Origin of the sequence: Curtobacterium luteum (assembly GCF_001475545.1) — a bacterium.
Taxonomy (GTDB): domain Bacteria; phylum Actinomycetota; class Actinomycetes; order Actinomycetales; family Microbacteriaceae; genus Curtobacterium; species Curtobacterium luteum_A.
On sequence record NZ_LDQC01000006.1, the window covers coordinates 1 to 19,457 of the forward strand.

The 19,457-nt window shown below is 73.7% G+C and carries 26 protein-coding genes; 13 read left to right on the plus strand and 13 right to left on the minus strand.

Annotation, left to right across the window (positions count from 1 at the left end; genetic code table 11):
- Positions 1-103: 103 nt before the first annotated feature.
- Entirely contained in the window at positions 104-1,213 is a 1,110-nt protein-coding gene (locus NS184_RS01050; RefSeq protein ID WP_083513342.1) for an LLM class flavin-dependent oxidoreductase, read from the minus strand.
- A gap of 102 nt (positions 1,214-1,315) precedes the next feature.
- On the opposite strand from NS184_RS01050, the gene NS184_RS01055 reads away from it, so the two are divergent.
- Positions 1,316-2,224: an SDR family oxidoreductase gene (locus NS184_RS01055; RefSeq protein ID WP_058724295.1), complete on the plus strand. Its 909-nt coding sequence runs from the start codon at positions 1,316-1,318 to the stop codon at positions 2,222-2,224.
- A 36-nt stretch (positions 2,225-2,260) separates the two neighbouring features.
- Here NS184_RS01055 and NS184_RS18115 read toward each other — a convergent pair whose 3' ends face one another.
- From NS184_RS18115 to NS184_RS01070, 3 genes are all read right to left on the minus strand, one after another.
- Complete coding sequence (locus tag NS184_RS18115; protein WP_058724296.1) at positions 2,261-2,938, minus strand: SGNH/GDSL hydrolase family protein; 678 nt, start codon at positions 2,936-2,938, stop codon at positions 2,261-2,263.
- 8 nt (positions 2,939-2,946) lie between these two features.
- Positions 2,947-3,684: an SGNH/GDSL hydrolase family protein gene (locus NS184_RS01065; RefSeq protein ID WP_193750359.1), complete on the minus strand. Its 738-nt coding sequence runs from the start codon at positions 3,682-3,684 to the stop codon at positions 2,947-2,949.
- Positions 3,685-3,781: 97 nt separating this feature from the next.
- Positions 3,782-4,570 carry an NRDE family protein gene (locus tag NS184_RS01070; RefSeq protein ID WP_058724298.1) on the minus strand — a complete coding sequence of 263 codons (789 nt, stop codon included), beginning with the start codon at positions 4,568-4,570 and terminating at the stop codon, positions 3,782-3,784.
- A 42-nt stretch (positions 4,571-4,612) separates the two neighbouring features.
- Between NS184_RS01070 and coaBC the strand changes: the two genes are divergently transcribed.
- The 8 genes from coaBC to NS184_RS01110 all read left to right on the plus strand — a co-directional run bounded on the left by coaBC (position 4,613) and on the right by NS184_RS01110 (position 11,308).
- Positions 4,613-5,890, plus strand: a complete 1,278-nt coding sequence (gene coaBC, locus NS184_RS01075; protein ID WP_058724299.1) for a bifunctional phosphopantothenoylcysteine decarboxylase/phosphopantothenate--cysteine ligase CoaBC — start codon at positions 4,613-4,615, stop codon at positions 5,888-5,890.
- 90 nt (positions 5,891-5,980) lie between these two features.
- The gene (locus NS184_RS01080; protein WP_058724300.1) at positions 5,981-6,373 is read left to right on the plus strand and encodes a DoxX family protein; all 393 of its coding nucleotides are present in this window, start codon (positions 5,981-5,983) and stop codon (positions 6,371-6,373) included.
- Positions 6,370-7,161, plus strand: coding sequence for a DUF2071 domain-containing protein (locus NS184_RS01085; protein ID WP_152997992.1), 792 nt, complete (start codon positions 6,370-6,372; stop codon positions 7,159-7,161). Before NS184_RS01080 ends, NS184_RS01085 begins: the two co-directional genes overlap by 4 nt.
- Positions 7,158-7,613: a DUF1810 domain-containing protein gene (locus tag NS184_RS01090; protein ID WP_058724332.1), complete on the plus strand. Its 456-nt coding sequence runs from the start codon at positions 7,158-7,160 to the stop codon at positions 7,611-7,613. The genes NS184_RS01085 and NS184_RS01090 overlap by 4 nt, the downstream gene beginning before the upstream one ends.
- Before the next feature lie 81 nt (positions 7,614-7,694).
- Complete coding sequence (locus NS184_RS01095; protein ID WP_058724302.1) at positions 7,695-8,345, plus strand: GntR family transcriptional regulator; 651 nt, start codon at positions 7,695-7,697, stop codon at positions 8,343-8,345.
- Between the two features lie 99 nt (positions 8,346-8,444).
- Positions 8,445-8,900 carry a MarR family winged helix-turn-helix transcriptional regulator gene (locus NS184_RS01100; protein WP_058724303.1) on the plus strand — a complete coding sequence of 152 codons (456 nt, stop codon included), beginning with the start codon at positions 8,445-8,447 and terminating at the stop codon, positions 8,898-8,900.
- Positions 8,901-9,179: 279 nt separating this feature from the next.
- Positions 9,180-10,055 (plus strand): lytic transglycosylase domain-containing protein, encoded by an 876-nt coding sequence (locus NS184_RS18120; RefSeq protein ID WP_058724304.1) that lies wholly within the window; start codon positions 9,180-9,182, stop codon positions 10,053-10,055.
- A gap of 107 nt (positions 10,056-10,162) precedes the next feature.
- Positions 10,163-11,308, plus strand: coding sequence for a low temperature requirement protein A (locus NS184_RS01110; protein WP_242862933.1), 1,146 nt, complete (start codon positions 10,163-10,165; stop codon positions 11,306-11,308).
- A 79-nt stretch (positions 11,309-11,387) separates the two neighbouring features.
- Here the strand turns inward: NS184_RS01110 and NS184_RS01115 are convergent, their stop codons facing one another.
- The 4 genes from NS184_RS01115 to NS184_RS18125 are packed head-to-tail and all read right to left on the minus strand — an operon-like array spanning position 11,388 to position 13,115.
- Positions 11,388-11,696 (minus strand): hypothetical protein, encoded by a 309-nt coding sequence (locus tag NS184_RS01115; protein ID WP_058724306.1) that lies wholly within the window; start codon positions 11,694-11,696, stop codon positions 11,388-11,390.
- Positions 11,693-12,361 (minus strand): hypothetical protein, encoded by a 669-nt coding sequence (locus NS184_RS01120; protein ID WP_058724307.1) that lies wholly within the window; start codon positions 12,359-12,361, stop codon positions 11,693-11,695. The genes NS184_RS01115 and NS184_RS01120 overlap by 4 nt, the downstream gene beginning before the upstream one ends.
- Entirely contained in the window at positions 12,352-12,906 is a 555-nt protein-coding gene (locus NS184_RS01125; protein WP_058724308.1) for an RNA polymerase sigma factor, read from the minus strand. The genes NS184_RS01120 and NS184_RS01125 overlap by 10 nt, the downstream gene beginning before the upstream one ends.
- A gap of 56 nt (positions 12,907-12,962) precedes the next feature.
- Positions 12,963-13,115 (minus strand): hypothetical protein, encoded by a 153-nt coding sequence (locus tag NS184_RS18125; protein WP_193750360.1) that lies wholly within the window; start codon positions 13,113-13,115, stop codon positions 12,963-12,965.
- Positions 13,116-13,232: 117 nt separating this feature from the next.
- On the opposite strand from NS184_RS18125, the gene NS184_RS01135 reads away from it, so the two are divergent.
- Positions 13,233-13,862, plus strand: coding sequence for an MOSC domain-containing protein (locus tag NS184_RS01135; protein ID WP_058724310.1), 630 nt, complete (start codon positions 13,233-13,235; stop codon positions 13,860-13,862).
- 53 nt (positions 13,863-13,915) lie between these two features.
- On the opposite strand, the gene NS184_RS01140 is transcribed toward NS184_RS01135, so the two are convergent.
- On the minus strand, positions 13,916-14,299 hold the full coding sequence (locus NS184_RS01140; RefSeq protein WP_058724311.1) for an MmcQ/YjbR family DNA-binding protein: 384 nt from the start codon (positions 14,297-14,299) through the stop codon (positions 13,916-13,918).
- A gap of 73 nt (positions 14,300-14,372) precedes the next feature.
- Between NS184_RS01140 and NS184_RS01145 the strand changes: the two genes are divergently transcribed.
- Positions 14,373-14,672: an excalibur calcium-binding domain-containing protein gene (locus NS184_RS01145; RefSeq protein WP_206556241.1), complete on the plus strand. Its 300-nt coding sequence runs from the start codon at positions 14,373-14,375 to the stop codon at positions 14,670-14,672.
- A gap of 97 nt (positions 14,673-14,769) precedes the next feature.
- Here NS184_RS01145 and epsC read toward each other — a convergent pair whose 3' ends face one another.
- From epsC to NS184_RS01160, 3 genes are all read right to left on the minus strand, one after another.
- A complete protein-coding gene (epsC, locus tag NS184_RS01150) occupies positions 14,770-15,354 on the minus strand; it encodes a serine O-acetyltransferase EpsC (RefSeq protein WP_242862934.1) in 585 nt (194 codons plus the stop codon).
- Positions 15,351-16,289, minus strand: coding sequence for a cysteine synthase A (gene cysK / locus NS184_RS01155; protein WP_058724313.1), 939 nt, complete (start codon positions 16,287-16,289; stop codon positions 15,351-15,353). The genes epsC and cysK overlap by 4 nt, the downstream gene beginning before the upstream one ends.
- A gap of 255 nt (positions 16,290-16,544) precedes the next feature.
- Positions 16,545-17,570: a dipeptidase gene (locus NS184_RS01160; protein ID WP_058724314.1), complete on the minus strand. Its 1,026-nt coding sequence runs from the start codon at positions 17,568-17,570 to the stop codon at positions 16,545-16,547.
- 52 nt (positions 17,571-17,622) lie between these two features.
- Here NS184_RS01160 and NS184_RS01165 point away from each other — a divergent pair, with 52 nt between their 5' ends.
- Together NS184_RS01165 and NS184_RS01170 are read left to right on the plus strand one after the other, a co-directional pair.
- Positions 17,623-18,216 carry a GNAT family N-acetyltransferase gene (locus NS184_RS01165; RefSeq protein WP_058724315.1) on the plus strand — a complete coding sequence of 198 codons (594 nt, stop codon included), beginning with the start codon at positions 17,623-17,625 and terminating at the stop codon, positions 18,214-18,216.
- Positions 18,213-18,674, plus strand: a complete 462-nt coding sequence (locus NS184_RS01170; RefSeq protein ID WP_058724316.1) for an SRPBCC family protein — start codon at positions 18,213-18,215, stop codon at positions 18,672-18,674. The genes NS184_RS01165 and NS184_RS01170 overlap by 4 nt, the downstream gene beginning before the upstream one ends.
- Positions 18,675-18,686: 12 nt before the next feature.
- On the opposite strand, the gene NS184_RS01175 is transcribed toward NS184_RS01170, so the two are convergent.
- Complete coding sequence (locus tag NS184_RS01175) at positions 18,687-19,406, minus strand: VIT1/CCC1 transporter family protein (RefSeq protein ID WP_058724317.1); 720 nt, start codon at positions 19,404-19,406, stop codon at positions 18,687-18,689.
- Between the last annotated feature and the right edge of the window lie 51 nt (positions 19,407-19,457).

A 19,457-nucleotide genomic window follows, 5' to 3' on the forward strand; every position in this document is an offset into this window, starting at 1 on the left:
GACCGACCCGAGCGACGGTCAGCGCGGGACCGATCCGCGCGGCCGGGCGACCGACCCCGCGACGGTCAGCGCGGGACCGACCCGCGCGGCCGCGTGACCGGGGTCAGGGCACCGGCACCGGCTCCGCCAGGAGCTCGCGCACCCGGGGCGCGACCTGCGTGCCGTAGAGCTCGATCGACCGCATCATGTCGTCGTGCGGCAGGCGACCCGTCGCGTACCGCATGTCGAAGCGCGAGACGCCGAGGATCCGCATGTTGCGCGCGATCTTGCGCGCGACCGTCTCGGGCGAGCCGACGTACAGCGAGCCGCCGGCGGAGAGTCCGGCGCGGTACCCGGCGACGTCGAGGGGCGGCCAGCCGCGCTCCCGGCCGAGCTGGTCGGTGACGGCCTTGTGGTACGGCCAGTAGCGCTCGGCGGCTTCTTCGTCGGTGGCGGCGACGAAGCCGGGCGAGTGCATCGCGATGGGTTGCTGCGGCAGCTCGAGCTGGGTCAACGCCTGGCGGTAGAGCCGCGAGAACGGGGCGAACTGCGCGGGCTGCCCGCCGATGATCGCGAGGAACAGCGGCATGCCGTAGGAGGCGGCGCGGATGACGGACTGCGGGGAGCCACCGACGCCGATCCAGGTCGGGATGGGGCCGTGCTCGAGCTTCGGGAAGACTTCCTGGTCGACCAGGGCTGCGCGCTTCGTGCCGGACCAGGTCACCTTGTCGCCGCCACGGAGGGCTGCCCAGAGCTGCAGCTTCTCCTCGAAGAGGACCTCGTAGTCGCTCAGCTCGTAGCCGAAGAGCGGGAACGACTCGGTGAAGGACCCGCGGCCGAGGATGACCTCGGCGCGGCCGTCGGAGATCGCGTCGACGGTGGCGAAGCGCTCGTACACGCGGACCGGGTCGTCCGAGGAGAGCACCGTGACGGCGGAGCCGAGACGGATCGACGAGGTCGAGGCGGCGATCGCGGCGAGGACGACCTCGGGCGCGCTCACGATGAAGTCCGCGCGGTGGTGCTCGCCGACCCCGATGAAGTCGATGCCGAGCTGGTCGGCGAGGACGGCCTGCTCCACGACGTCGCGGATGCTCTGCGCGTCCGACTTGACCGAGCCGTCGGGCAGCTCGGTGACGTCACCGAACGTGTCGAGGCCGAGCTGCACCGGGCCGACACGGTCGGGTGCGGGCGGCGGCACGTCCGAGGGGCGGTCGGTGCCGAATGCGTTGCTCATGGGTCCTCCTGCGACGTGCCCGTTCAATGCGTATGCATGAATCTAGCACGGATCGGTCCCGAGCGCAGCAGTCCCGCACCCGCCCCGAGTACCGTCACGCCCATGCCGCAGATCCCCGACCAGACCGGCCGCCGCATCGTCGTCACGGGCGCGAACAGCGGAACGGGCAGGGAGACCGCCACCAGACTCGCCGCCGCCGGCGCGTCCGTGGTGCTCGCCGTCCGCACCCCGTCCAAGGGCGAGGACGCCGTCCGCGAGATCCGCGCGGCGCACCCCACCGCCGACGTCGAGGTCCGCGAGCTCGACCTCGCCGACCTCGCGAGCGTCCGCCGCTTCGCGGACGGCATCGCAGCGGACGATCGCCCCCTCGACGTCCTGGTGAACAACGCCGGTGTGATGGCGCCACCGAAGCGTTTCGAGACGGTCGACGGCTTCGAGCTCCAGTTCGGCACGAACTTCCTCGGCCCGTTCGCGCTCACGAACCTGCTGCTGCCGACCCTGCTCCGCGCCGGGTCGCCGCGCGTCGCGACCATGTCGAGCCTCGCGGCACTCTTCGGCAGCATCCGGTTCCCCGACCTGCAGTGGGAGCGCGGCTACAACGGCTGGCGGGCGTACGGCCAGTCGAAGCTCGCCGACCTGCTCCTCGCACTCCACCTGCACCGGCTCGCGGTCGAGCGGGACTGGGACCTCGTCAGCACGGCGGCCCACCCCGGCTACACGCGGACGAACCTGCAGTCAGCGGGGCGGTCGCTCGGCCGCTCGAAGCCCGTGCGGTCCCACGACCGTGCGCTGCCCTTCACGCAGGACGTCGAGCAGGGTTCGGAGCCGCTGCTGTACGCCGCTGTCGGGCCGAACGCCGTCGGGGGCGCCTACTACGGTCCCGCGGGTTTCGGCGGCCTCACCGGCCCCACCACGGTGGCGTCGATCCCCCGGTCGGCCCGGAGCGCCGACCTCGCCCGCTCGCTGTGGGCGGTCGCCGAGGACCTCACGGGGACGGCGCCGCCCGCCTGACCGGCCTGGAGGCGCGGCGCGCGCCCTCCCGTCGGCTCACCAGCGCAGGTGGTCGCGCTCCAGGGCACCGGTCACCGCCGCGAGCAGCGCCCGCTGGCCGCGGGCCGTGGGGTGCACGTCGTCGGACTGCATCCACCCCGGGTGCCCGCGGAGCGGCTGTCCGAGGTCCAACCAGGACCCGCCGACCCCGTCCACCGCGGTGTGCAGTGCGGCCGAGATCGTCGCGAGCTGGGACGGCGGGGCGTCCTGGTCCCAGACCGCGCTGAGGCCGACGACCCGGGCGCGCGGCAGGAGCCGGTGCACGGCCGCGACCAGCTGCTGCGTCGCGCCGTCGAGCTCGTCGTCGTCCTGGCCGAGGTCGTTCGAGCTGGCCTGCAGCACGACCACGGCGGGGTGCAGCACCGCGGCCTGCTCCGCGAGCTCCTCGTAGGTCGCGGAGCACTGGTCCTCCCCCTCGGCGAGGATCCCGGCGCCGTCGCAGCCGAGGTCGGTCAGCCGGAGGTGGTCCCGCGCGGCGAGCAGCTCCGGCCACGCCTGCGCGGAGCGGAGTCCGTGCCCGATCGTGATCGAGTCGCCGATGACCACGACGCGCGCCCCGGTCGGCTCGGGGCCGAGCGGCAGCACCGCCGCCACGTCGGACGAGCACCCGGCCAGCACACCGCAGACCGCCACGGCGACGGCACCGACCAGGAGGGCTCGGGACGGGTGGCGCACGACAGCCCTCAGAACTGCACGTCGTCGCGCGTGAACGCCGCCGTCACCGCGGCCGCGATCGCCTGCTGCCCCCGCACCGTCGGGTGCACGTCGTCCGACTGCATCCAGTCCCCGTGCCCTCGCAACGGCTCGCCGATGTCGACGTAGGTGCCGCCCTCGCGCTGGAGTGCCACGCGCATCGCCTTCGAGATCTTCGCGAGCTGCGCGGGCGGGGCGTCCTGGTTCCAGATCGCGCTCAGCCCGATGACCCGCGCCCGCGGCATGCGCCGGTGCACGTCGTCGACGACCTGGTCGGTGGCGCTCCGGATCTCGGCGGTGTCGAGCCCGAGGTCGTTCGAGCTCGCCTGCAGCAGGACCACCTGCGGACGGAGTCCGACCGCGCGCTTCACGAGGGTCGCGTAGGCGCTGGCACAGTCGTCGTCGTCCCCGAGCGCCGCGACGCCGGCGCCGTCGCAGGACAGGTTCGTGAGCGACCAGCCGTTCGTGTCCGCCATGAGGGCTGGCCACGCCTGCGCGGTCGTGAGGCCGTGACCGCCGGTGATCGAGTCACCGATCGCGACCACCCGCACGTCGTCCGCCCGGTCCCACGGGGTCCCTGGGCCAGGGGTGGGCGTCCGGCGGGCGCTGACGCTCGGCGATGCCTCCGCACCGACGGCGGCGGACGGCTGCTCGCTGCAGGCGCCGAGGGCGATCACGGCGAGCGCCGCGACGCCGACGACGAGCACGCTCCGGGTCCGGGTGGTCACGGAGCGCGAAGCTACGCCCGCACGCCAAGGCCCGCCCGTACGGGGCGCTGCGGGTGCGCTCAGGCGCGGGGACCGGCCAGGCGTGTCCGGTCGCGGCTCAGGCGCGGTGCAGCTCGACCGAGCCGTCGAGTCGTCCCGGCTCGGTGAGGCGTGCGTGCTGCAGCACCGTCCGCTCGGGTCCGACCGCAGCGGCGACGATCGACAGCGTCGTCATGTGCCCCTCGGCCTCGTGGGCGTCGCGGAGGATGGCGTCCGGGTGGTCCGTCGGCAGCTCGGCGGAGGCGGCGAGCACACCGAACCAGCCGCTCCAGCCGTCGCCCGCGTCCTCGCCGGCGTCCGCGGTGCGGAGTTCGTCGAAGGGCCCGAGCACCGGGGGCGCGACAGGGGCGTCGACCGCTCGGAAGGCCTCGAGCCAGCGCCCGATACGTGGTGCGGCGGGGTCGTCCGGCTCGCCGTGCGTCACCATGTGCACGCCGGGCGCGAGCGCGGTGGTGCGGACCTCGGTGCCGTCCCACGTGACGACCTCGGCGCCCGCGGCCGTCGCGCGGACGAGGTTGAACGCCCGGGTGGTGGGCAGCGTGCCGCCGCGGCCCGGCAGGACTCCGGTGACCGCGTCGAGGGGCACGACGCCCCGGGTCGTCCACGTGCCGTCGTCGCTCGGCACCGGTTCGCCGCGGTTGAGGACGACCGCGAGCCCGGCGGTGTCGGACGCGGCGAGCCAGGCGCCGCCCGCCGAGCGGTCGCGCACGCCGCGCACGCCGGGGTCGCGGTCCGGCCACCAGGCGGCCGGCGGGTCCCACGGGCGCTCGGGCGACTCGTCGCGGAGGGCGAGCACCGTGACGGGCCACTCGGAGCCGGGCGCGACGCGGACGACGACGGTGCACATGCTCCCGATCCTCGCACGGGTGCCGCCGGTAGCGTGACGGGTGTGAGCGCAGCAGCAGAGCACACCCGCACGGTCGTCGTCGGCATCACCGGAGGCATCGCCGCGTACAAGGCCGTCGGTGTCGTCCGCGACCTCGTCACCCGCGGCCACGACGTCCACGTCGTCCCGACGGAGGGGGCTCTGCGGTTCGTCGGGCTGCCGACCCTCGAGGCCCTCAGCCGCAACCCGGTGACGACGAGCGTCTGGGACGACGTCGCGGAGGTCCGGCACGTCGCGCTCGGCCGCCGCGCCGACCTCGTCGTCATCGCCCCGGCGACCGCGGACGCGCTCGCCCGGATGGCGGCGGGCCTCGCGGGAGACCTCCTCGGCACGACGCTCCTCGCCACCGAGGCGCCCGTCGTCGTGGCGCCCGCGATGCACCCGCAGATGTGGGAGCACCCGGCCACGCGGGCGAACGTCGAGACCCTCCGCGCGCGTGGTGTCCGTTTCGTCGGGCCGGTCGTCGGTGCGCTCACCGGGGACGACGCCGGCATCGGCCGGATGTCCGAGCCCCGGGACATCGTCGAGGCTGCACTGGCGGTGCTGGACCAGCCCGACCGCCCCGACGACGCAGGTCTCACCACCGGAGCCGCACCGTCCCTCCCGTCCGGTGACCTCCGAGGCGTGCGTGTGCTGGTGACCGCAGGGGGGACCCGTGAACCGGTCGACCCCGTCCGGTTCGTGGGCAACCGGTCGAGCGGTCGGCAGGGCGTCGCGTTCGCGGCGGACGCCGCCGCTCGCGGGGCGGCGGTCACCCTCGTCGCGGCGAACGTGGACGCCGGGCTCACCGCCGACCTCGGCGTCGAGGTGGTGCCCGTCGGGTCGGCCCTCGAGCTCGCAGACGCCGTGCGAGCAGCGGCCGAGGACGCGGACGTCGTCGTGATGACGGCGGCGGTGGCGGACTACCGGCCGACCGAGGTGCACGCCGAGAAGCTCAAGAAGGACGCACAGGGCGACCACCTCACGCTCGAACTCGTCCGGAACCCCGACGTGCTCGCCGAGCTCGTGGCGAACCGGCGCTCGGGGCAGATCATCGTGGGGTTCGCCGCCGAGACGGAGCCCGACCGCGCCGCCCGCATCGCGCTCGGGCGGGCGAAGATCGCGCGGAAGCCGGCCGACCTCCTCGTGGTGAACCACGTCGGGTGGTCGTCGGGCTTCGAGCGCGAGGAGAACGCGATCGAGGTCCTCAGCCCGGGCGGCGAGGTCGTCCGGGAGACCTCCGGGACGAAGGCCGAGGTGGCGGCGGCCGTCCTCGACCTGGTCGCCACCGCGCTCGCCTGACGACGACGTGGCGACGGTCGCCTCGCTGCTCACTGCTCGCCGCTCGCCGCTCGCCGCTCGCTCCGAGGGAGCGACGAGCACGATGGAGCCATGCGACGACGTGAACGCACCAGACGCGCCAACCGCACCGCTGCCGCCCTCGCCGTCGTGCTCGGCGGCGCCGGTGTCACGCACTTCCTCCGCCCGCGCACGTACGACCGGATCGTCCCCGAGGCACTCCCGCCCCGTCTGACGACGCTCCTGTCGGGCGTCGCCGAGCTCGGCATCGCGGCGGGACTCGCCGTGCCCGGGACCCGGCGTGCCGCGGGGTGGGCGGCCGGGGCGCTGTTCCTCGCGGTCTTCCCCGCCAACGTCAAGATGGCGAAGGACCTCCTCGACTCGCCGCGGTCGACCCGGACGATGCGGCTCGTGTCGGTCCTGCGGCTGCCGCTCCAGGCACCCCTGGTGTGGTGGGCGGCCCGCGTGGGCCGGCACGGCGGATGAGCGAGGCGCGCGCGGCTGTCCCGCTGCGGCACCGGCCGGTGACGGTGCACGCCTGGGAGGACGTCGTGTTCGCGCACTGGCGGCACGACCCGCAGGTCCTCGCGCGGATGCTCCCCCGCGGGACCCGTCCGGACGTCGTGGACGGCAGCGCCTGGGTCGGCCTCTCGGCCTACGTCTTCCGCGAGACGCAGGTGCCACCGTTCCCACCGTCGGGACGGCTCGGCTCGATGACCGAGGTCACCATCGAGGTCCTGACGATCGACGACCACGGCCGGCACGGCGTCGCCCACCGGACGGTCGACACCGCCAACGTGCCCGCGATCGTCGCGGCGCACGCGCTCCTCGGCGTCCCGTACACGTTCGCGCACGCCGGCTCGCGTCGACGCGGGGACACCGTCGCGCACCGGTCCGTGCGGCACCCGAACCGCGCGCTCCACCCGTTCCGAGCCGCACGCGCGTTCCGGCTGACGCCGACGGACCGGCCGGGCGGCTCGCCCCGCCCCCGCCACTCCGCCGCCGTCCGCGTCACGGCAGGTCCGGTCACGACGGCGCCGCTCGCGGTCGAGCTCACGACGCGCGTCGGCATCCACGCCCGGCACCTCGCGCAGACGGTCTTCTGGCAACGGCAGCACCCGCCGCTGACGATCCGGTCGGCGCAGGTCGAGCACCTGTCCGGTGACCTGCCCGCGGCCGTCGGGCTGCCCGGGTTGTTCGACCGCGCACCCGACTCGGCACTCGTCGTGGACGCGACGACGGTCCGCTACGCGTGGGGGGACGTGGTGCGGTGACGGACGACGACCTCGTCCGGTTCGTCACCGCCCAGGAGGGGGTGCACGAGACCGCCGTCGCCGAGCTCCGCTCCGGCCGCAAGCGCACGCACTGGATGTGGTTCGTGTTCCCGCAGCTCGCCGGGCTCGGTCGGAGTCCGACCGCGCAGCACTTCGCGATCACGGGGGTCGACCAGGCCGCGCGGTACCTGGCGGACCCGGTGCTCGGGCCGCGGCTGCTCGACGCCGTGGCGGTCCTGACGGAGGCTCCGGCGCCGTCGGTCGAGGCGCTACTCGGAGGCATCGACGCCGTGAAGGCGCGGTCCTCGCTGACGCTCTTCGCCCGGGCCGCGGCGGACCCCGCGCCGTTCCGGGCGGCACTCGACCGCTGGTACGGGGGCGAGGAGGACCCGGCGACCCTGCGCCTGCTCGACGACACGGGACGGGTACCCCGACCGTCCGGCGGCCGCTGACCGTATATCAGGTACGGTGATCCGTACGGCCGCACCCGGGGTGTCGGTCGCCCGACGAGCAGACCTCGAGGAGGGTCCCCGATGCCGGTCCCCACCAGCGCACCGACCGAGCACCAGCTGCTCCGCGACACCGTCCGCGCGAAGATCCACGACGCGATCATGGACGGGACACTGGAACCGGGTGAGCGGCTCAACGACGACGAGCTCATCGCCTGGCTCGGGGTCTCCCGCACCCCCATCCGCGAGGCCCTCAGCCAACTCGCGCGTGCCGGACTCATCGAGATGGCGCCCAACCGGTACACCCGGGTGACCACGCCGAAACCGGAGGAGGTCGTCGAGGCCCTGCAGACCCTCGGCGTGCTGTTCGGCGGCGTCGTGCGGCTCGCGGTCCCCCGGCTCGGTCCCGCGGCACGGCGGAAGATCCTCGCCGCGCTCGACAAGACGATCGCCGAGTTCGAGGCCCACGACGTCGCCGGGGTGAACCACGACTCCCTCGACGTGTTCGGCCTCTACGTCGCGGAGTGCGGCAACGCCGACCTGCAGCGCGTGTGCCGCGACACCACGGACGGCCTCGGGTTCCGTCTCCGCCTGCCGAACCTCGACGAGCTCGTCGACTGGGACTCGATGACGGCGGAGTTCAAGCGGCTCCGGGCGGCCACCGAGGCCGGCGACAACGTCGCTGCCGAGCTCGCGACCGAGGCGATCCACCTGCTCCCGGGCGAGAAGCACTGAGAACCCTGTACATCCGGACAGGGATGGCTGCACCGGCCCCTCCCAGCCTGCCCGGTAGCATCTGGACGACCCCCTGAGAGCCGAACCCGGAGGCCACCCATGAGCGCTCGCGAGACCGACCGGACCGCCATCGCGGCCCGACTCGCGGCAGCGGTCGGACGCATCAACCGACGTGCCCGCACCGACTCCGCCTCGCTCGGGTACGGCATCGTGTCCGCCCTCGCGACGATCGAGCGCGAAGGACCCCTGCGACCAGGCGACCTCTCCCGCCTGGAGGTGGTCACGAAGCCCACCATGACGCGGATCCTGACCGAACTCGAGCAGCGCGGCTTCATCGAGCGCGAGGCCGATCCGCGGGACGGTCGGGCCTTCATGGTGAGCGCCACACCGGCCGGTGTCGCAGCCGTCGAGGAAGCACGGTCGCAGCGCACCGGCATCGTCGCAGAACTCATCCACGACCTCCCCGATGCGGACGTCGACGCGATCGCGAACGCCCTCGGCGTCCTGGAGCGCATCGCGCAGGGTGAGCGCACACAGGAACCTCCCACCTCCTGAGCCGCGATCCGGTCGTTACCGAACCGTTACCAACGGGCGGACGGACCGTTCTGCCAGTGTTCCTGGACGCGCTGCCCAGCGTGACGCGTCATCGTGTCGGCTCCGCCTCGGCGTGACCTCCCCACGGTCACCGGAGGGCGGACGGACGGGCCCCACACCACCGTCCGGGCCTCACCCGACTCGCGGACCTCGACGGTCCCACCGTCTCCGACCTCCACGCCTCCCCCACCCCGGCGTGCCCGGACGGTCCGCGCCCGAGTCGGCCGACCACCGGAACCGATGAAGCAACGCACCACCGAACTCCCCACGACCACCGCCTCCACCCGACGCGAGGCCCTCGACTCCCCGTCCCGACGTGTGCGCCGAGCCGTCCGCAACCGGACGACCCTCGTCGCCGCGGGCGCCGCCGTGTTGGCCGTCGCCGGCGGCGGCGTCCTGGTCGGGACCCAGCCGGCCCTCGGCGAGGCGCTCGGTGTCCCGACCGCCAGCCCGACGTCCGCTCCGGCACTCGACGGCACGGCACTCGACCGCGCCCAGGCGCAGGCAACGATCTCGAGCGCGCAGGTCGTCCTCGCCGACGCGAACCACAAGACCGACACGGCGACACTCGAGCAGCGCGTCGACGCACTCGACGACTACCGGAAGCTCTCGGGCGCCGCGCTGACGAACCGGATCGCGTCCACCGTCGCCGCCACGCAACAGGTCGCCGAAGCGAGTGCCGCGCAGGACAAGTCCGACGTCGACGCGCAGCGTGCCGCGGCCGCGAAGGCCGCCGCGGAGAAAGCAGCAGCCGAGAAGGCAGCAGCCGAAGCCGCCGAGCGGGCACGCAAGCTCGCCGCGGGCAACACCGTCGCGGGGGCGAAGGCGACCGCGAGTTCGCTCGCGTCCTCGCAGTACGGTTGGGGCTCGGACCAGTTCCAGTGCCTCGACAGCCTCTGGACCAAGGAGTCCGGGTGGGACTACCGCGCCGTGAACAGCAACGGCGGGGCGACCGGCATCCCGCAGGCGCTCCCCGGCTCCAAGATGGCGACGATGGGCTCGGACTGGCAGACCAACGCCACCACGCAGATCAAGTGGGGCCTGCAGTACATCGCGGACGCCTACGGCACCCCGTGCGCCGCCTGGGGGCACTCGCAGGCGTCGAACTTCTACTGATCGCGCGGACCTGATCCTGCGGACCTGACGGCCGGGAGGCCCGTGGCGGACCCGCCACGGGCCTCCCGGCCGTCCTGGTCGCGACCCGAGTGCGGTAGGCATGCTCCGTGACCACCACCGGACTCCGCCGCATGGCGCCCCGCGACCCCGCCGAGGCGCACCGCGCGGCGAGCCCGCTCGAGCTGCTCTTCGACCTCGTCTTCGTCGTCGCGGTCGGGTTCGCCGCGACGAACCTGCACGAGATCGAGGCCGAGGGACACGTCAGCTCTGCGGTCGTCGCCTACGCGTTCGTGTTCTTCGCGATCTGGTGGGCGTGGATCAACTTCACGTGGTTCGCCACCTCGTTCGACACCGACGACTGGTTGTACCGCGTCACGACGTTCGTGCAGATGGCCGGCGTGCTCGTCCTCGCCGCCGGGGTGCGTCCGTTCATGGCCGAGGGTGACCTCAGGATCGCGGTCATCGGGTACGTCGTCATGCGCCTCGCCCTCGTCGCCCAGTGGCTCCGCGCCGCGGTGTCATCGCCGGGGTACCGCCGGACCGCGTTCCGGTACGCGATCGGCATCGTCGTCGTCCAGATGCTCTGGGTGCTCGCCCTGGCCGTGCCCGAGGCCGCGCGCCCGTGGGTGGTCCCCGTGCTGATCCTGCTCGAGGTGCTCGTGCCGCCGTTCGCCGAGCAGGGGTCGCGGACCACCCCGTGGCACACGCGGCACATCGCCGAGCGGTACTCGCTCTTCACGCTCATCGTCCTCGGCGAGGGGCTCGTCGCATCCGCGAGCGCGGTCATCGACGGCATCGCCGACGCCGACCACCTCGGTCCTCTGCTCGTGCTCGCCGCCGCGGGCCTCGTGATCGTCGCCGGCATGTGGTGGATCTACTTCTCGCGCGAGCAGCACGCACACATCCGGTCGCTCCGGACGGCGCTCGTGTTCGGGTACGGCCACTACGTCGTGTTCGCCGCAGCCGGGGCGCTGCCCGCCGGGATCGAGGTGGCCGTGAGCGCCGACGCCGGTGAGGCGGACCTGTCGCACGTGACCGTCGCGGCGACGATCGCCGTCCCGGTCGCGCTCTTCGTGCTGGCGGTCTGGGCGCTCGCGCTGCGTCCGTCGTTGTCACCCGGGCGGAACGTCCTCGTCGTGTTGCTCGCACTCGGGATCGCGGCGTCCGTGGTCGTGCCCGAGGCGTCGATGGTCGTGACCGCCCTGCTCGTCGCGGCGACCGTGGTCGTGCTGGAGGTCGCCGACCAGCGGTGAGCCGTCCGCTCCGGCGCTGCTCTGTGCTCACCGTGGCCGCGGTGCAGGTGCGACCACCGCGGCCGCGGTGCGGGAGCGATCAGCCGATGCGGGCCACGCGGACGTCCACCCGGCTGAGGGCCAGGCCCTGCTCGGTGGCCGCCGCGAGGGCTGCGACGTGAGCATCGTGGGCCGTCTCGGGCGCCGGTCGGGACAGGTCGGTGCCGATGACGATCCGGAGCACGTCACCGTCCAGCACGACGCGGCTCGGAGCCGTCCGCGCGGCCAGGCTCTTCACCGCGGACACCGCGCTGCCGAGGGTCGGCCGGGCGCGGTAGAGATCGGCGACCCCCGGGACCTCGAGCACGGCGGCCTCGACGGCGGTGAGGATGTCGTCGGCGGGGCTCATGCGTCCTCCTCGGGGGCGTCGTCGGTGTCGTCGGTGTCGTCGGTGTCGTCGGTGTCGTCGGTGTCCTCCGTGCGGCGCAGGAGGTCCCGGACCACGACGTCGACCGAGTCCACCACGAGGTCGGTCTGGTCGGCGAGGACCCGGGCGACCGTCTCGCGCACCTCGGAGGCGACCGCGCGGATCGTCGCACCGGAGCGGACCGCGATCTCGACGATGACCTGGACCGGCGCGCCGAGCTCGGTCACGTCACCCTCGAGCGTGCAGCGTGCGATGAGCGCATCGGCCACGCCGTCGCCGGCGCTGCGGACGAGGGACCGGATCGCCCCCTCGGTCATCACCGGACGCTCGGTCGGCGCCGCCGGGCGGAGCGGCACGTCCCGCCCGGCACGGGCCTCGAGCGAGATGTTCGCGAGGATTCCGCTCACCCAGGACTCGTCGGCCGGGTCCTCCTCGGCCGCGGCGGCCTCGAGCGACCCGAGGGACGTCTGCCGGAGTCGGACCAGGGCGGCGAGCGCGTTCTGGCACGCCGGGGAGTCGTCGATGCTCGGGTCGGCGGGTTGCATGCCCGCGTCGAGGTAGTCGGCCAGCTCGTCGATCGAGTGGCCGTCGAGGTCGTCGGGTTCGAGGGATTCGAGCCGGACGTGCTCGGGGTCGGTCATCGCCATCCCTCCATGAGACGGATCATGTTCTTCCGGGCCCGGGACAGCAACCCGCGGACGGTCGACGCGGGCAGGTCGAGTTCCTCAGCGATCTGGTCGTAGGAGTACTCGAGCACTTCCTTCATGAGCCAGCACCTCCGCTGGGCCTCGGGCAGTTCGGCGAGCGCGGTCTCCACGGCTTCCTCGCGGGAGCGTGCCTCTGCGACCCGCTCGGGAGCGTCGCCGGACGGCGCCTCGACCTCGATCTCGGTGACGTCGTCGTGGAACCGCCGGGCCCGGATGCGGTCGATGCACTTTCGGCTGAGGATCCGCATGAGCCAGGACTTGACCTTGGCGTGGTCCTCGAGTCGGTCGAGCCGGTCCCAGGCGGTGATGAAGGTCTCCTGTACGACGTCGTCGAGCTCGTCGGTCGACCCGAGCGTGCGACGTGCGTACGCCCGGAGCAGCGGCGTGTAGCGGCGGATGAGGACCTCGAACGCCCGGACGTCGCCGTCGGACGACCGGCCCGCGAGGACGGCATCGTCGAGGTCGGTGAGGAGCTGGTGGGGCACGGATTCCTTCTACCGGGATCGGGTGGGGTCTTCCTGAGCACGAGCAGCCGTCCCGCTCACCGGTCACCTGCACGGAACGCGTGCGCCGAGGTCACCCGGAACGGTCCGGCCGGCCGAGCGGCCAGCGCACGGACCCGCGCCTGCGCGAGCAGGTGCGTCCGCACAAGCCGGTGGTCCGGGGCGGTGCGCGGGTTCGGGGTGTCGGTCATGGTCGTTCCTCCTCGGGCCGTGGTGACGGCCTCCACCGGTGGGACGGAACGGAGCGGTCCTTCGTCACGCGCGAGACCCGACTTCTCGGGCGGGTCGCGGTAGGGCATGCTGGTGCCGTGCCCCTGGTGACCGCCGTCTGCCGCGTCGAGCGGCTCCTGCCCGACTCCGGGACGATCGGCGTCACGGCCATCGACAAACGCCCGGTCGAGGGACCGGTCCGGGTCCGCCCCCTCGGGCTCTACGCCGACGTGCAGGCCGACCGCAAACACCACGGCGGCGAGGACCAGGCGGTCTACGCCTACGCGGACGAGGACGCCGCGTACTTCGCCGACGTGCTCGGCCGCGAGGTCCCGCCCGGGCTCTTCGGCGAGAACCTGCGCACGAGCGGCGTCGACGTCGACGGTGCGGTCACCGGCGAGCGCTGGCACGTCGGGAGCTCCCTCGTCCTCGAGGTCACGATCCCGCGGATCCCGTGCGGCACCTTCGCCCGCCGGATGCGCGTCGACGGATGGGTCCGCCGCTTCACCGAGGAGGGCCGTCCTGGTGCGTACTTCCGCGTCGTGAAGTCCGGGCCGGTACAGGCCGGCGACGTCGTCGAGGTGCGCGACCGGCCGGACCACGGTGTGACGATCGGCGAGCTCTTCGCCGGGATCAGCGCCGAGCGTGCGCGTGCCGTGCTCGACGCGGGTCGTCCGGTGGCACCGAAGGTGCGGGTCCTGCTCGACAAGGCACTCGCACGCGGCTGACCCAGCGGGTCCTCGTGTCGGTCGGAACACCGTGCCGGGCGCGGAGCAGTGCGTCAGTCGAGCAGCGTGCGGCGGACGGGGTCGATCGGTCGCTTCGCGCGCGGCAGCCCGGCGACCACGAGGTCGTACGCGTTCGCGACGAGGTCCTCCACGAGGGTCTCGTCGATGCCGTCCCCGGGCGTGAGGGTGATCCAGTGCCGCTTGTCCATGTGCCAGCCCGGCGTCACCTCGGCGAGGTCACGGACGAGCGCGGCTCCGTGCGGAGGGGCGCACTTCAGGTTGACGATCGGGACACCCCGCAGCTCCGTCGTCATGACGAACATCTTCCCGACCACCTTGTAGACGAGGGCTCCCTCGCCGAACGGCTGCGTCTCCTCGACGGCGGGCAGCCCCATCGCGGTCCGCGTGGCCACCTCGTGCAGCGTTGCTCCGTCCATGCCCACAGCATGCCCGAGGTCGGACCCCGATCGGGGGTATGAGTGATCCTCGCGCTGGGCCTAGTCTGAGCGGATGCAGATGACCCGAACCCTCAGCATGGCCGCCGCGAGCGTCGTGCTCGCCGCCACCGCCGTCGTCGGCGGCGCCTCGGCCGCGCAGGCCGCACCCACCGTCTACAAGAACTGCGACGCCGTCCACCGCGTGTACTCCGGCGGCATCGCGAAGAAGTCCGTCACGAAGAACAAGGTGACCTCGGCCGGGAAGGTGACGTACCGCGCACTCAAGGGCACCGTCAAGAAGGACGACAAGCTCTACGCGGCCAACAAGAAGCTCGACCGCGACGCCGACGGCATCGCCTGCGAGAAGAGCTGACCCGACCACGCACCGGAGGGGGCCGGCGCGCACGGAGCGCGCCGTGCCTCCCGTCCGGAACCGCGACCGGAGGTCGCGCCGTGGGGCTGACGGGACGTCAGAGCGGCGGGACGCCCTCGTGGCCGGAGCGCGGACGAGCCGTCCCGGCCACGCCGGTGACCACCGATCCCGGCGGCACGTCCTTCGTGACGACCGTGTTCGCGCCGACGACGGAGTCGGCGCCGATCGTGATCGCGCCGATCAGGGACGAACCCGCACCGAGCACCACGCGGTCTCCGACCCGCGGGTGCCGCCGAGCACCGGGGCCGTGCTCGCCGCCGCGCCCACCGAGCGTGACGCCGTGGAACACCACCACGTCGTCGCCGACCACGGCGGTCTCCCCGATGACGACCCCCATGCCGTGGTCGATGAAGAACCGGCGACCGATGCGCGCACCCGGGTGGATCTCGATGCCGGTCGCCGACCGGGCGACCTGCGCCAGGACCCGCGCGGCGGAGCGCGACCCCGGCAGTCCGCGCGCGAGCCAGAGCCGGTGCGTCAACCGGTAGGTCCAGATCGCGTGCAGGCCGGAGTAGACGACCGCGTTCTCGAGGTCCCCGCGTGCTGCGGGGTCACCGCGGCGTGCTGCGGCGAGGTCCTCCCGGATGGTCCGCAACACGCCGCGCCGTCGGGCTGAGGTCACGCAGTGAGCCCCTCGAAGAGCACCGTCGAGAGGTAGCGCTCACCGGTGTCGCAGACGATCGCGACGATGCGCTTGCCGGCGTTCTCCGGGCGGGCGCCGACCTCGATCGCGGCGTGGATGATCGCACCCGAGGAGATGCCGGACAGGATGCCCTCCTGCGTCCCGAGGTCGCGGGCCACGCGCAGGGCGTCGTCGAGCTCGACGTCGAACACCTCGTCGATGACGCTGCGGTCGAGGACCTCCGGCACGAAGTTCGCGCCGATGCCCTGGATCTTGTGCGGGCCGGCCTTGCCCTCGGTGAGCAGCGGCGAGTCCTTCGGCTCGACGGCGATCACCTGGACGCCCGGCACCCGCTCCTTGAGGACCTGGCCCACGCCGGTGATCGTGCCGCCCGTGCCGACGCCCGCGATGAACACGTCCACGTGCCCCTCGGTGTCGCGGAGGATCTCCTCGGCGGTCGTCTTCCGGTGGATCGCGGCGTTCGCGGGCGTCTCGAACTGGTGCGCCAGGATCGCCCCGGGGGTCTCCTCGACGATCTGCTCGGCGCGGGCCACGGCGCCCTTCATGCCCTCGGGGCCCGGGGTCAGGACGACCTCGGCACCGTACGCGCGGATCAGGGCGCGGCGCTCGACGCTCATCGTCTCGGGCATCGTGATGACGACCCGGTAGCCGCGGGCGGCGCCGACGAGGGCGAGTGCGATGCCGGTGTTGCCGGACGATCCCTCGACGATGGTGCCGCCGGCCTGCAGCTCACCGGACTCCTCGGCAGCGTCGATGATCGCGACACCGAGCCGGTCCTTGACGCTCGCGCCGGGGTTGTAGAACTCGAGCTTCGCGAGGATCTCGGCGCTGCCCTCGCGCGGCAGCCGGTTCAGCCGGACGAGCGGGGTGTTCCCGAACGCCTGCGAGATGTTGTCGTGGATGGTGCCGCTCATCTGGGCTCTTCCTCCGGGTCGGGCCACGCCGCCGTCGATGGCGGTCGGGCGTGCGTGGCGCTCCTGCGCGCGTGCAGGACGAGCCTACCGAGACGCTCCGGACGTCCGCCGTTCCGTGACGCGCGCGCGAGCCGCCGCCGCCCGCGGCTGCCTCAGACCCCGTCCGCCGTTCCGTGACGCGCGCGCGAGCCGTCGCCGACCGCGGCTGCCTCACAGCCCGGCCGCCGCGACCCGACCCGCCGGCGTCGCAGCTCGTCAGCGCACGCCCACGGTCCGTCCGAACGCCTCGTCCGTCGCCTCGAGCACGCGCAGCACGTTCCCGCCGGCCAACGCCCGCAGGTCGTCATCGCTCCACCCCCGCCGGACCAGCTCGTCCGCCAGGACCGGGTACCGCGACACGTCACGCAGGTCCGGCGGCAGCACCGGCGTCCCGTCGTAGTCGCCGCCGATCCCCACGTGCGCGACCCCGGCGGCGTCGCGGGCGTGCTCCACGTGGTCCGCGACCTCCGCCACGGTGACGAGGGGCGCCTCCCCCACCGATCCGTCGGCCTCCCAGTCGGCGTACGCCCGCGACACGAACGCCGGCACGAAGGTGATCATCACGAGACCGCCGTTGTCCGGCAGCCGCTCGAGGACGTCGTCCGGCACGTTCCGCGGGTGGTCGCACACGGCCCGGGTGGACGAGTGGCTGAAGAGCACGGGCCGGGTCGCGACGTCGAGCGCGTCGTGCATGGTCGCGGTGGCGGTGTGCGACAGGTCGACGAGCATGCCCGTGCGCTCCATCTCCGCCACGACCTCGCGGCCGCGGTCGGTGAGTCCGCCGTGCGGGTGCGAACCCGTCGCTGAGTCCGCCCACGCGGTGTCGTCGTTGTGCGTCAGGGTCATGTACCGGACCCCGAGACGTGCGAACGACCGGAGGACGGCGAGGTCGTCCCCGATCGAGTGGCCGCCCTCCGCGCCGAGCAGCGACGCGATGCGGCCGTCGGCCACCGCCGCCCGCACCTCGGCCGCGGTCCTGGCGAGGGCGAACGTCTCCGGGTACCGGTCGACGATCCGCAGCGCGAGGTCGATCTGCTGCAGCGTCGTCCGCACGGGATCGGGCTCCGAACCGGGCACGAACACCGACCAGAACTGCCCGACGACCCCACCCGCCCGGAGCTTCGGCACGTCGGTGTGGAGCGACCCCTGCTCGGTGTCGATGCCCTCGACGCCGGAGCCGTGGCCCTCGCGCCGTTCCCAGGGCAGGTCGTTGTGGCCGTCGATCACCGGGAACACCGTCATCCGGCGACCGTACCGCAGCCGTCCACGACCAGCCGGTCGCTAGGCTCGGCCCATGGACCCCGTGACGCTGAGGACGGACCGCCTCGTGCTCTCGCCGCCGGAGGAGTCCGACGCCGACGCGGTCATCGCCTACGCCACCGACCCGGACGTCATCGCGTACACGCCGGTGCCCGTGCCGTACGGCGACGCCGAGTTCGTGGAGTGGCTGGAGCGCTGCCGCACCGGTCGGGCGGAGGGCACCAGGCTCGCGTGGGGGATGCGCCGCGCGGAGGACCCGCGGTTGCTCGGCACGGTCGAGCTGTTCGGCATCGCAGACGGGTCCGCCGAGGTCGGCTACGCCGTGCACCCCGACGGCCGCGGGCACGGGTTCACGACGGAAGCGGTGTCCCGCGTCGTGGACTGGGCGTTCACCGAGCCGCCGCACGGCCTCGGCCTCGTCCGCGTGCAGTGGCGGGCGATCGCGACCAACCGTGCGTCCGCGGCCGTCGCCCGCCGCGTCGGGATGTCGTTCGAGGGCCTCCGACGCTCGGCCAGCGTGCACCGTGGTCGCCGGCACGACGAGGCGCTCGCCGCGGTCCTCCGCGACGACGACCGGTCGGCCCCGCAGGGCTGGACCGCCTCCCCGTACGGCTGGTCCGCCGCGTGACGGTCCGCTTCCGCCTCGACACCCACCTCGACGGTCCGCCCGAGCGGGCGTTCGCCCTGTCGCTCGACATCGGCGCGCACGAGCGCTCCCTCGCCGGGACGGGCGAGCGCGCCGTCGACGGCGTGACGACCGGCAGGATCGGCCTCGGCGAGACCGTCACCTTCCGCGCCCGCCACCTCGGTGTCGTCTGGCGGCTCACCAGCCGCATCACCGCGCTGGAGGCACCGCACCGGTTCGTCGACGAACAGGTGCGGGGGCCGTTCGCGCGGTTCCGGCACGAGCACCGCTTCGAACGCGCCGGGAGCGGCACGCGGATGGTCGACGACGTCGTCGTCACGGCGCCCTTCGGGCCCCTCGGCCGGCTCGCCGAACTCGTGGTCCTCGACGGCTACCTGCGTCGGCTGCTGTCGGCGCGGAACGCCGCGCTGGCCGCCGAGGCGACTGCCGCCGAGACCTGACCGGACCGGTCGTCAGACCGCGTGCGCCCCGAGCAGTGCACCGGCGGCGTAGGTCGCGGCGAGCGCCAGTGCGCCACCCACGACGACGCGGATCGTCGCCCGCCCCCGCGCAGCGCCACCGAGCGCGGCACCGGTCGCCCCGGTGACGGCGAGCGCGACGAGGACGGCCACGACCGTGACCGCCACCCGCACGGCCTCGGGCGCGAGCAGCATCGCGAGGAACGGCAGCGCCGCCCCCGTGGTGAAGGTCGCCGCGGAGACCCAGGCCGCACGCCACGGGCTGACGACCTCGTCCTCCGCGTCGCGGAGCGCGGCCGCGGCCCGGCGCGCCCGCACCTCGGGTCGGACGAGCTCGGCCGCGACCGAGGACGCCACCTCGGGCGCGACCCCGAGTCCCCGGTAGTGCGCCGCGATGGTGTCGGCGTCCTCCGACTCCGCCTCGAGCTGCGCCTGCTGCGCGGCCTGACCGGTCCGCTGGGCGTCACGGGCGCCGCTCACGGAGACGTACTCGCCGAGGGCCATCGAGACCGCGCCGCCCACGAGCGCTGCGGTGCCGGCGGCGATGACCGGACCGGTGCCGGCACCCGCACCGGCGACGCCGACGAGCACGGCGGCGACGGACACGATGCCGTCGTTCGCGCCGAGCAGTCCGGCACGCAGCCAGTTGAGCTTCGCGGCGCTGGTGGCGTCGTGATCGGTGGCGGGGAGCACGAGGTCCGTAGCGGTCGACATGCGACGAGGATGCCACCGTCCAACGCGGCGCGCCAGCAAGGTGAGGCTGCC